The sequence below is a fragment of the Aquisediminimonas profunda genome (assembly GCF_019443285.1).
In the GTDB taxonomy this organism is placed as follows: Bacteria; Pseudomonadota; Alphaproteobacteria; order Sphingomonadales; family Sphingomonadaceae; genus Aquisediminimonas; species Aquisediminimonas profunda.
This window is the reverse complement of record NZ_CP080327.1, coordinates 336,979-348,632: the sequence shown is the minus strand read 5'-3', so window position 1 is coordinate 348,632 and position 11,654 is coordinate 336,979. Positions and strand designations below refer to the sequence as shown.

The 11,654-nt window shown below is 59.3% G+C and carries 12 protein-coding genes; 2 read left to right on the top strand and 10 right to left on the bottom strand.

The features are described from left to right. Nucleotides 1-32: 32 nt before the first annotated feature. The 7 genes from K0O24_RS01785 to lnt are packed head-to-tail and all read right to left on the bottom strand — an operon-like array spanning nt 33 to nt 6,958. On the bottom strand, nt 33-755 hold the full coding sequence (locus K0O24_RS01785; RefSeq protein WP_219894127.1) for a PI-PLC domain-containing protein: 723 nt from the start codon (nt 753-755) through the stop codon (nt 33-35). A 28-nt stretch (nt 756-783) separates the two neighbouring features. Then, the gene (locus tag K0O24_RS01780) at nt 784-1,704 is read right to left on the bottom strand and encodes a bifunctional riboflavin kinase/FAD synthetase (protein WP_219894126.1); all 921 of its coding nucleotides are present in this window, start codon (nt 1,702-1,704) and stop codon (nt 784-786) included. A gap of 20 nt (nt 1,705-1,724) precedes the next feature. Next, nucleotides 1,725-2,888, bottom strand: a complete 1,164-nt coding sequence (locus K0O24_RS01775; protein ID WP_219894125.1) for a dipeptidase — start codon at nt 2,886-2,888, stop codon at nt 1,725-1,727. Beyond that, the gene (locus tag K0O24_RS01770; RefSeq protein ID WP_219894124.1) at nt 2,888-3,376 is read right to left on the bottom strand and encodes a dihydrofolate reductase; all 489 of its coding nucleotides are present in this window, start codon (nt 3,374-3,376) and stop codon (nt 2,888-2,890) included. The genes K0O24_RS01775 and K0O24_RS01770 overlap by 1 nt, the downstream gene beginning before the upstream one ends. Further along, a complete protein-coding gene (locus K0O24_RS01765) occupies nt 3,373-4,167 on the bottom strand; it encodes a thymidylate synthase (protein WP_219894123.1) in 795 nt (264 codons plus the stop codon). The genes K0O24_RS01770 and K0O24_RS01765 overlap by 4 nt, the downstream gene beginning before the upstream one ends. Before the next feature lie 33 nt (nt 4,168-4,200). After that, nucleotides 4,201-5,409, bottom strand: coding sequence for a methionine adenosyltransferase (metK, locus tag K0O24_RS01760; RefSeq protein ID WP_219894122.1), 1,209 nt, complete (start codon nt 5,407-5,409; stop codon nt 4,201-4,203). Between the two features lie 49 nt (nt 5,410-5,458). Next, nucleotides 5,459-6,958 (bottom strand): apolipoprotein N-acyltransferase, encoded by a 1,500-nt coding sequence (gene lnt / locus K0O24_RS01755; RefSeq protein ID WP_219895426.1) that lies wholly within the window; start codon nt 6,956-6,958, stop codon nt 5,459-5,461. Nucleotides 6,959-7,065: 107 nt separating this feature from the next. Between lnt and K0O24_RS01750 the strand changes: the two genes are divergently transcribed. Both K0O24_RS01750 and K0O24_RS01745 read left to right on the top strand, forming a co-directional pair. Continuing rightward, nucleotides 7,066-7,731 (top strand): hypothetical protein, encoded by a 666-nt coding sequence (locus tag K0O24_RS01750; protein ID WP_219894121.1) that lies wholly within the window; start codon nt 7,066-7,068, stop codon nt 7,729-7,731. Next, a complete protein-coding gene (locus tag K0O24_RS01745; RefSeq protein WP_219894120.1) occupies nt 7,728-8,150 on the top strand; it encodes a VOC family protein in 423 nt (140 codons plus the stop codon). The genes K0O24_RS01750 and K0O24_RS01745 overlap by 4 nt, the downstream gene beginning before the upstream one ends. Nucleotides 8,151-8,154: 4 nt before the next feature. On the opposite strand, the gene K0O24_RS01740 is transcribed toward K0O24_RS01745, so the two are convergent. From K0O24_RS01740 to K0O24_RS01730, 3 genes are read right to left on the bottom strand one after another with little or no spacing between them, the layout of a single operon-like run. Then, nucleotides 8,155-9,489, bottom strand: a complete 1,335-nt coding sequence (locus tag K0O24_RS01740; RefSeq protein ID WP_219894119.1) for a PQQ-dependent sugar dehydrogenase — start codon at nt 9,487-9,489, stop codon at nt 8,155-8,157. Between the two features lie 18 nt (nt 9,490-9,507). Then, entirely contained in the window at nt 9,508-10,728 is a 1,221-nt protein-coding gene (locus K0O24_RS01735) for a hypothetical protein (RefSeq protein ID WP_219894118.1), read from the bottom strand. A 23-nt stretch (nt 10,729-10,751) separates the two neighbouring features. Continuing rightward, nucleotides 10,752-11,651, bottom strand: a complete 900-nt coding sequence (locus tag K0O24_RS01730; protein WP_219894117.1) for a hemolysin family protein — start codon at nt 11,649-11,651, stop codon at nt 10,752-10,754. Nucleotides 11,652-11,654 lie beyond the last annotated feature (3 nt).

Below are 11,654 nucleotides of genomic sequence, written 5' to 3'. Positions count from 1 at the left end.
GGGCCTTAGGCGAGCCCGCGCGTCGCCGCAAGTTATCGCCGGATCGAAGGTCCGATCAACGCTGCATTCTCGAGCCAGAGCATGCCCGTAAAGTCGCGCGGCACGTCCGGAATTTGCTCAAGCCGGGTCAGGCCGGGAATGCTGTCTGCCGGCGATCCCGGTCCTGTCAGGATCACGCGTGTGTTTGCGGCGGCCATTCTGGCCAGGAATCGCTTCGGCCAGCCCGCGACTTTCCACTTCTCGTCGAGCGGCACTAGGATCGTCCCGCCCTTGCAGGTCGCCGGAGTCAGGCCGAACCAGCCGAGTTTGACATATTCGTTGAAGCAGGTGCGAGCGCTCTGGATGGTCCAGGCCCAGGCGTCCGGCACCTTGGCACGAATGGCCGCGACGGCCTGCGCATCGCCAACAAAGCCATAGCGTTCATCCATCGGCCGTTTCAGCGTCTCGAAAATGGCCATCACCTTTGCGGCATCCTCGACCTTCAGGATGAAATGATAACGGGGAAATTGTTCGAGCGCTGTTTTTGCCGAAAGGCAGGGGCCGGATGCATCGGCATCCAGCATGACTCCGCCACCCGCGTCGATGAGCGCCCGGCGAACCCCTTCCAGCGTTGGGCAGCGCGCCTTGTCTTCGCTGTGCGCGGCGACAAGCTGCAGTCCGCCCTTCGGGCTCGGGGCGATCCATGAAGCATTGAGGAATGAAAGCCCCAGCAAGCCCAGTGCGATGGCCCATTTGGCCAGATTGGCAATTCGCAACGGTGGCTCCTTCGTAAAGGCCTGTCGATCAAAGCTTTGCAAGCGCCTCACGCGCCTGATCGCAATCCAGTCCAATCTGGCGCGTCAGTGCTTCAAGAGTCTCGAATTTCGCTTCGTCGCGCAGGAAGGCGTGGAATTCGATCTCGATTGTCTGCCCATAGAGATCACCCGAAAATTCGAAGAAGTGGGGCTCAAGCAATTCCTTGGGCGGTTCGAATTGCGGACGAATCCCGATGCTGGCAGCTCCATCCAGAACGGCTCCGTCGGCCAGTCGACCACGCACAGCATAAATGCCGTAACGCGGGCGAAGATATGTGCCCATGTCGACATTGGCTGTCGGATAACCAAGCTGGCGGCCGTTCTTGTCCCCGTGCTGGACAATGCCCTCAACCGCAAAGGGCCGTGTCAGCAACTGTGTTGCCGCGGCGCAATCTCCGGCCTGCAGCGCTTCTCGGATTCGACTGGAAGAAATCACGTCGACGCTGTCTGAAACAGGTGCAACCGCCTCTGCGATGAAGCCATACTTGCGGCCAAGCTCGCCAAGGACACTGACATTGCCGCCGCGTCCCTTGCCGAAGGTGAAATCCTCACCGGTCACCACGCCACCCACGCCAGCAAGTCTTTGGGTGACGAACTCATCGGCCGTCAAATTCGCGAGCGCGGCGTTGAACGGGAAGACGATCATCGCGTCGGCACCTGCTTCTGCAAAAAGCCTTTGGCGCTGATTGAGGCTGGTCAGACGGAAGGGCTCGGCCTCGGGGCGAAAAAAGCGTACCGGATGGGGATCGAATGTCGCGACGAGGGCAGGGCGACCCGCCGCGCGTGCGCGCTCGATCGCGCGCCCGACGACCGCCTGATGGCCCTTGTGAAACCCGTCAAAATTTCCCAGCGCGACGATCCCCCCGCGCATGCGGTCCGGCACCCCCGAGCTGCCATCGAGCCGCTCCATGCCCCCGCTATAGGAAGCGGCTAGCGCGGCGGCAACACCTGCCCGAGCACACGGAGCACATTGCCACCCATCACCTTGGCAATATCTGCATCGGAAAAGCCGCGATCCATAAGTGCCTGTGTCACAAGCGCGAGTTTCGATGTGTCGAAGCCGGTGGTTGTGGCTCCGTCAAAATCCGAACCCAGCCCGACATAATCAATGCCGACCAGATCGCGGACATGGGCAATGGCTTGGGCAACTTTGGCCGGTTCCGTGCCGCAGACAGCCGCATCCCAATAGCCGATGCCAATCACGCCGCCGGTTTTCGCGACGCCGCGGATTTCATCATCGGTCAGGTTGCGATTGACCTTGCAAGTGGCTTGCACACCGCCGTGCGAGGAAACAACCGGCCGCGTTGCCATCGCCAGAACATCCGCGACGGTCTTGTGGCTGGCATGGGCAATATCGACGATGATGTGCCGCCGTTCGAGTTCGGTGACCACCTGCCGGCCAAGTGGCGTCAGTCCACCCTTCTTGATCCCGTGCATGGACCCGGCAACTTCATTGTCAAAGAAGTGCGTGAGCCCGGCCATGCGCATGCCGGCAGCCTGCAGCCGGTCAAGATTGGCCAGCTTGCCTTCGAGGTTCTGCAAGCCTTCGACGGAGAATATGGCTCCCGTGACCTGTTCGCCGCGAGCCCGGTCTGCAAGCAGCTTCGCAAGGTCTGCGGACGTCCGGATGAACCGCAGCCGCCCGGCGGAATTGTCAGCGGCGCTCTGCAGTTTGCTCGCATGATAGAGCGACCGTTCAAGGATCGAAGACCATGTCCGCGGCGGCTGCAACTGGGCGATGGTGAGCAAAGTGATATTGTCGCTATCGCTGCCATTGGCATCGTAATTCTGGCCCTTCGGCGTCTTCGAGACCGAAGAAAAAACCTGCAGGGCCACGTGCCCGTCCTCAAGGCGCGGCAAGTCCACATGGCCGCGCGATGCCCGATCCAGCACATCGCGCTGCCACATCAGCGTATCCGAATGCATGTCCGCAATGGCGAGTGTCTTGTGCAGCGCCAGCGCGCGGGGGCCTGCCTTGGCGGCGACCGGCTCGACCTTGTTCATGCTGCGCTCGACGATGCCGGGGGCGAAAAGAAAGAAGCACGCCAGTGCAACAACCAGCAGGATCAGCAGCCATTTCAGGACTCGTCGCATCAACCCCTCCGCTTCAGCGTTACGAAATCATGCGCCGGGGCACCATTTTCGGCGGGCTGAGTGATGCGCGTTGCTTCGACCCATTCCGCTCCGAAAGGCTCAAGCACTGTATCACCCGCGGGGGAGAGGTGAACTTCGGTCAGTTCGATTCTGTCTGCCCGTGGCAAAAAGAGGCGATAGATTTCAGCACCGCCCACAACCGAAACATGTGGTGCATTGGCAAGCGCAACGGCGCTTTCAACGCTATGGACGACTTCCGCCCCGTCCTCTGCCCAATTCTGGTCCCGCGTAAGGACAATATGGCGGCGGCCCGAAAGCAGGCCGGGAAGGCTTTCGAATGTCTTGCGCCCCATGATCATTGGCGCGCCCATTGTCAGCTGCTTGAAGCGCCGCAGGTCGGCAGGCAGATGCCATGGAAGGTTTCCATCCAACCCAATCACGCCATTATCCGCTCGCGCGACGATCAGGACAATCTCTGGTCGGTTCACACAGCTACCGGGGCTGGAATATGGGGTTGGGCAACATAATCTTCGATCACAAAATCCTCATACTCATAAGCATCGATTGAAGGCGCATGCCGCTTGATGGTGAGACGTGGCAAGGGCCCCGGCGTTCTGGTCAACTGAAGCCGCGCCTGATCGAGATGGTTTGAATAGAGATGGCAATCGCCTCCCGTCCAGACAAAGTCTCCTGGCTCAAGCCCGCATTGATCTGCAAGCATGTGGGTCAGGAGTGCGTAGGACGCGATATTGAAGGGCACGCCAAGGAAGACATCGCACGACCGTTGATAAAGCTGCAGGCTCAACCGTCCGTTGGCGACGTGCGTCTGGAATAGGCAGTGGCAAGGGGCGAGCGCCATCCGGTCGATTTCGGCCGGATTCCATGCCGTGACGATCTGGCGGCGAGAGGCGGGGTTTGCGTTGATCTGATTGACGAGCAGCGCGATCTGATCGACGGTCACGCCGCCCGCGCCTTCCCAGTGTCGCCATTGCTTGCCGTAAACCGGGCCAAGATCGCCGGTCTCGTCGGCCCATTCGTCCCAGATGCTGACCTTGCGATCCTGAAGCCAGCGCACATTGGTATCACCGCGCAGGAACCAGAGCAGCTCGATGATGATCGAACGAACGTGCAGCTTCTTGGTCGTGAGGAGCGGGAATCCCTTCGAAAGATCGAAGCGCATCTGGTGCCCGAAGACCGACAAAGTGCCAACGCCCGTGCGATCCTGCTGAGCGACCCCTTCGTCGAGGATGCGTTGCATGAGATCGAGATAAGCGCGCATTGCAGTCTCCTTATGCGCGCCGTCCCGGTTTGGCTAGAGTGCTGCCTTCAGCGCATCAACAAGATCAGTCTTCTCCCAGGGGAAGAAGTCGCCTTCGGCCTTGCGGCCGAAATGGCCATAGGCTGCCGTCTTCCGATAGATCGGCTTGTTGAGACCAAGGTGCGTCCGAATACCCCTGGGGGTGAGGCCGCCCAGAGCATCGATGCTCTTGATCGCCTGTTCAAGCTTGTCGTCTCCAACTGTGCCGGTACCGTGAGTGTTCACGTAAAGCGACAGCGGCTTCGAAACACCAATCGCATAGGCAAGCTGGATCGTGCAGCGCTTGGCCAGGCCGGCAGCCACGATATTCTTTGCAAGATAACGGGTGATATAGGCCGCCGAACGATCGACCTTGGTCGGGTCCTTGCCGGAAAATGCGCCGCCGCCATGTGGCGCCGCGCCCCCGTAAGTATCGACAATGATCTTGCGGCCGGTGAGCCCGGCGTCGCCATCTGGTCCGCCGATTTCGAAACTGCCCGTCGGATTGATGTGATATTCGGTTTCGTTCGAAAGCATTTCGGCCGGCATGACCTCCGAAACCACCTTCTTTACATAGGCATGAAGCTCGGCTTCCTTTGTGCCTGTGTCGTAACCCGGCTTGTGCTGCGTCGATACGACGATGGCTGTCGCCGCCAATGGTTTGCCGTTCTCGAAACGCAACGTGACCTGACTTTTGGCATCGGGCTCGAGGAAGGGGGCCACACCGGAATGGCGGTCCGCGGCCATCCGTTCAAGAATCTTGTGGCTGTAATCGAGCGTTGCCGGCATCAGGTCAGGCGTCTCGTCACAGGCAAAGCCGAACATGATGCCCTGGTCGCCAGCGCCTTCGTCCTTGTTGCCGGACGCATCGACGCCTTGAGCGATGTGCGCGGACTGGGGATGCAGATTGTTGGAAAAGTTCAGGGTCTCCCAGTGGAACCCTGCCTGCTCATAGCCAATGTCCTTCACGACCTGGCGAACGGTGTCCTCGATCTCCTTCTCGACACCCGGCGCCCAATTGCCGCTTTCGTCCATGATGCCTTTGCCACGAATTTCGCCGGCAAGTACGACCATTTGGGTTGTCGTCAGTGTTTCGCAGGCCACGCGCGCTTCTGGATCCTTTGAAAGGAACAGGTCAACAATCGCATCCGAAATCTGATCGGAGACCTTGTCAGGATGGCCCTCGGACACGCTTTCCGAGGTGAAGAGATAGTTGGCACGCATACGGAGATCCTGCTTGATATAAGGAATGCTTTATATGTGGCTTGCGCCCTTAGCGATTGAATCGACCAAGAGCAATTCCCAAGGCCCCCAAGAAAAAAGCGAACCCTAACGAGAGAATGTTTCCAAACCGTGCAAAAAGTGTGGGCGGACGTGCTGCAGGCAGGCGCGTTTCGATGTAACCGGCCCGGCGGTACGGCAAGTGGTGAAGCAGGTTGCCATCGGCAGCAATCACGGCGGAAATCCCTGTGGGCGTTGAGCGGACGATTGGAACTCCCTCCTCGATTGCCCGCAGCCGCGCTTGTGCCAAGTGCTGCGGCGGACCCCAAGAGCCGAACCATGCATCATTTGATGGGTTGAAGAGGAAATCAGGTCGGTTGTTTCTGTCAATCACATGGCCCGAGAATATGATCTCATAGCAAATCTGGACACCCATCCGCCCAAAGCCTGGCACGCTGGTGGTTTGCGGCCCGGGGCCTGGCCAGAAATCGAGATCGCCGGGAACGAGGCGCGAAAGACCGATTGCCGAAAGGACCGGCCGCATCGGAAGATACTCTCCGTAGGGGACGAGGTGGGCCTTGTCATAGCGTGCGATGATGTCCGCACTGGGCGTCAGGACAAAGCTGCTGTTTCGCGCCCCGACAACATAGCCTTCTCTGTCCTCGACCAGCGCAACGCCACCGGTCACCAACATGTCATTCGGCCCCATCAGCCGCGCAAGCCGTTCGCGCGCCCATTCCTCTTCCTCAAGGAAGTCGGGCACGGCTGCTTCGGGCCAGAGGATCAGGCGCGGCGTGCGGCCGGCCGCGCCGGTAAGGCTGGCAAGCTTTTCGAAATTGACCTTGTCGAACGCTTTTTCATGCTTGTCTTGCTGGCCGATGTTTGGCTGGACGACACGGATGAGGGGTGAAATTGGCGCAACGACCGCCCTAGTCTGGGAAATCGTTTTGGGAATGGATGAGAGCACTGCCACAGGGACTAGAATGAGGAGACCAAAGCCCCAACGCTGCCTCGCTAAAGCCAGAGCTGCGCCCGCCGTCAAAACGGCCATCCCTGAAAGGCCATATGTTCCGACCGTCCCCGAAAGATGCGGCAGGGCACCAAGTTTAATCAGCGCTACGCCCATTGGATTCCAGGCAAAGCCGGTAAACATTGTGGCGCGCAGATATTCCGTAACAATCCACGCAGCGGCGAAGACTAAGGGAAAGCCCGCTTGGGATTTCCGGCCCCAACGCCACGCAAGACCCGAAGCCATGGCCGGATAGACTGCCAAATACAGCGACAGCAGAACGACCGCGATCCAGCCGAGCCACTTCGGCATGGCATCCTGATATTGGAATGCCCCAGCAATCCAGTTGAGGCCAACCACGAAATGCCCGACACCGAACCAGTATCCCCGCGCCATTGCGCCGCGCAAGTTTGAGGCTTCGGAGACGAGATGCAACAGCAGGGCCAGACACATGAGTGTCAGCGGCCACCAGTCGAGCGGTGCAAAGCCAAGCGCGGAAACGAGCCCGGCCCCAAGCGCAACCGATTTGGGAATATGATTCACCGATCTGCTATAGCTTGCGATCCTCACTTGTGGAGAGGCGAAAATGTCGCTGCGTATCCGTGGCGCAATCACTTGCGCTACGTCGGACAATCGCTCAGACCTTGAGAATGTACCGCTGGATTGCCTTGATGATAATGCTCGCGTCTTTCCCGCTTCGGGCCGCGCCGAATCCGCTCAGCACGTCACAGCGGGATCATGTCCAATGTGTTGCTGTCCTTGCGATCATTGCCAATGAACAACAACGCGGCATTGGGGGGTGGGAAGATATTCCCCCGCTCGCGATCAGGGGCGCGAAATTCTCGGATCGCGTCATTCAGGGGCTTGTGAAGGACAAGAGTCGCAAGCAGGATGCCGCGCGCGCCGAAGTCCTTGCACAGGTCGCGGCCCTTCAGTCAGAGGCCATCGCGTCTGGCAATGCTTCTGCAGTCTTGCGCGCCAGGTCCGTACCCTGCATTGCCATGCTTGACGTTGAAGTGCCTCCGCCGCAGCCACCGACGCTGCCGCAATGCGCTGCTGCATTGGCGGTGGCATATGACGATGAGGTTGCGCATCAGGGATTGACCAAATCAGCGCGAACGCTGTCCATCTTTGCAGCCTTGCTGGATGGCCGTGCGCGGGAAGCTTTGAAGGCTGAAGGCAAGACCGACGCTGAAAGCGATATCATCATCGGGCTCGAAAAGGAGAAACTGATGGCCGAATTCAAGGCCAGCGAAGGCAAGGGGACGCAGGACCGGATCGATTTTCCTGCCTGCTTCGCAATGGCGCGCCTATGACCAGCCACCGCCCGTTTCATCTTGCCTTTCCCGTTCATGACCTTGGAGCGGCCCGGGACTTTTATGCTGGCGTGCTGGGCTGCCGCGAAGGCCGTGCTTCGGAGGAATGGATCGATTTTGATCTTTACGGGAACCAGATCACTGTCCACCTCGTGCCGGGTGCCGCAGGAGATGCCGCAGTCAAAAAGGTCGACGGGCATGGCGTACCGATCCCGCATTTCGGCGTTGTTCTGACAATGCCTGACTGGCATGCGCTTCGTGAGCGGATCGAAGCCGCCGGTATTGTGTTCGGTGTCGCCCCGCACATCCGCTGGGCAGGGAAACCCGGCGAACAGGCAACGATGTTCTTTCGCGACCAAAGCGGCAATGCGCTGGAATTCAAGGCATTTGGGGACGACAGCGCGATTTTTGCAACCTGAGGACTTAACCTGCGGTCACGCGCCAGATCCTGTTTCCTGCATCGTCGGCAACGAGAAGTGCTCCCTTCTTGTCGACAATCACGCCGACCGGGCGGCCCTGCGCCTGTCCTTTGACATTGAGAAAGCCGGTCAGGACGTCCACTGGCTTTTCGCCTGTCGGAAACCCTCGCTCATTGAAGGGAACATAGACGACCTTGTAGCCAGCAGCCGGGTAGCGATTCCATGACCCGTGCATGCCGATGAAGGCGCCATTGGAAAAGCGGGCTCCGAGGGCCGTTCCTGAATTGAAGGCAAGGCCAAGGGCTGCCACGTGCGGTCCAAGCGCGTAGTCGGGACGTTTGGTATATTGCTGCAGGTCAAGGCGAAGCTGCGGAACCCGCTGGTCCTGAATGCCACCCCAGTAGAAGAAGGGCCAACCATAGAAAGTCCCGAAATCGACCGTCGTCAGATAATCGGGCGGGCCATCACTCCCCAGCATGTCACGTTCGTTCACGACCGTCCACAAGGTGCCGGACTTCGGATTGAAGGCAAGTCCGTTCGGATTGCGCAGGCCATAGGCATAGACAAGGGATTGTCCTGTCTTCAGGTCATATTGCCGGATGAGCGCGCGATCCTTCTCCTTTTCCATGCCGCCTTCCGCGATATTGCTGTTCGACCCGACGGTTATGTAAAGCGACTGGCCGTCAGGCGCCGCAACCACGTTGCGGGCCCAGTGATTGTTGGGCGGGCTTGATGGCAAATCGAGGATCTTGGTGCCTTTTGCCGTGATCTTGGTTTCGCCGGCCTTGTAAGGGAAGGCCAACACGGCGTCCGTATTGGCGACGTATAAAGTATTACCCACCAGCGCCATGCCGAAAGGTGAGTGCAGGCCTTCGAGGAAGACCGAGCGGAATTCGGCGACGCCATCCCCATTCACATCACGCAAGAGCGTGATGCGATCGGGAGAAGTCTCAATGCCATCGGCCTTCGACATGATGTTGCGGGCGATCTTGTCCCCAATGCCTTGGGATGGCCTTTTCGGCGCCCAACTCTCGGCCGCGAGGATATCGCCATTGGGCAATTCCAGAAGCCAGCGCGGATGATCAAGCTTTTCGGCAAAGGCGGCAACCTTCAGGCCTGATGCCGCGACAGGCTTCGCTCCGTCCGGCCATCCGACGACCTTTGCGATGTTGATCGTCGGGAAATTCTCGCGGCGCGGCGTCGTCAGCTTCGGGGTTTGCCCTTGCATGTCTTCGAGCGCGACACGTGCCTTGTCAGGGCTGGAAAGATACCAATAGGCCCCCGCCAGCAGCAGGACGACGATGATTGCAGCGTTACGAAGATGGGACTTCCAGGTCATAGGTTCACTTTCACTCGTCTAGCATCCAAGTCCGGTCACTGCGCCGAAGAGGCTGGGTTTGCAGGGTTTGCCATTCTTTTGCGGGGTGGAATTCGCCATAGGTCCGCCGATCATCCAGCTTGTGGTCGAACGGTAGCGAATGCGTGCCGTCCACTCGAGGTTCCATGGACCCGTCGCGGGGCGCGGAGGATAGGCAATATTGGTTTCAGGGCCATAGGCATAGAGATTGCCGATCATGAAATCGGGCGCTGCCGCTTTCACCTCTGCGGGGACAGTGCAACTCGTCTGGCTTGGTGGCATCACGGTACGATCGGCAATCAATTGCTGGACGACGGCGGGAGAGAGCCATTCATACAGTCCGCCGCCGAACTCGCGCCCGGCGGAGGAGGACCACCAGACCATGTCGCGCGGACCATCGCCACCAGAACTGTCCATCTTCATGCCCATAACCCAGGCATAATATCCGGTAGCGGCGGGAACGCTGTTCCAGCTGAGATTTACTGAGCCATCGGCCCCAGGCGATGTCGCGCCATGCAGGCCGTCCAGATAGTCCTGGGCAAGTACGAACTGGATCTCGGGCGCGTAAGATGAAGAAATCCGATGATTGCCGAGCAATGAGCCCGACTGGGGCTGCTTGCTGGATTTTGCATTCGGCCATTCGCCATAGGTGCGGCTGTTGGCAACACTTGGACCGCGGTCGACAGGAATACGCGCCGTATAGAGGTTCGGCATAGGCTGACCTGTCCCGATCTTCGAGAAGTCGATGATGGCAGGCTGGCCTTTGGGCGCGTGAACCCCGCAGCCCCAATAGAGGAGCAACCGCCCTTTGGGCCGCTGGAAATCGCGCGGCATCTGGCCGGGCTCTTCCTTGGACGGCGCCTGGACCGGCGTAACCAAAGGTACGGATTTGCCAAGTTTGGCCGCGGGCTGGAAAAAGTGATCGGCAACTGGCGCTCCGGTTGTGGACAGGGTCGATCCAAGCCGCAGGTGGAGTTCATGCGATTCGCGACCACCGCCGCCAAACATCATCGACATTGCAGCCCCGGCGCCTCCGCCGGCCATGCCGGCAAGCCCCGATGTGGTCCCGATGTCCATTGCATAGCGAGCCTTGGGCTGCGGAACTGCAACAGCAGCTGGCTTGGCTGCTGGCGCAGCCGCCTTCTTCGAAGGAGTAGCCGCAGCGCCCAAGCAAAGGAGTGCCGCACTCCCGACCAGCCATGTCCAATCTGTTCGCTTCATCGTCTGACCCCTCTACATGATCATCACTTTGCCATGTCCGCATCGTCACTGTCTGCGACCTTTTTGACGGGGGGATGCAGTATAAGCCGCGTTGCCCGTCTGGCATCGCCGTCAGTCACTTCGATCCGCCAACCACTTGCATGTGTAACGCTTTCTCCGACTTGCGGGACGTGCCCCGCCAGCACAAAAGCCAACCCGCCGAGGGTATCGACATCCTCTTCGACTTCCGCAAGCCGAGGGTCAATCGCTTCAGCGATATCCGACAATTCGATGCGGGCATCGGCATCCCAGCATCCGTTATCCATTGGCAGAATCATGGCTGCAGGTGTTTCGTCATGCTCGTCTTCGATGTCGCCGACGATTTCTTCGACCAAATCTTCAATGGTCACAAGGCCTTCTGTCCCTGAATATTCGTCAATCACGATTGCCAGATGGGTCTGGCTGGCCCTCATATCTGCAAGTAGATCAAGCACTCCCATGGATTCAGGTACGTAGCGCGGCTGACGGATCAATCCGTCAAGACATACGGGAGGCTCGGACTTGTTGGCCAGGATCTCGAACACATCCTTGATATGGATCATCCCCGTGATTGTATCGAGGCTTTCGCGATAGACCGGCAGGCGGCTGTGTCCTGCTTCTGCAAAGGCCCGGACGAGTGCTTCGAAACCGATATCCTCGGCAACCGCTATGATGTCTCCCCTTGGCACTGCAACGTCGCCTACCGTGCGTTCGCCAAAATGGAGCAGGTTCCTGAGCATCTGCCGCTCAATTGGAGAGAGGTCGCCCTTTGCCTCCTCGCCATCTTCCTCATGCTCATCGATCGCATCTTCGATCTGGTCGCGCAGGCTGGCTTCACGTTCGCCGAACAGCAGGGCCTTCAGGCCGTGCCATATTCGGCCGTTGCTACTCGAGTCTTCAGGCATTGA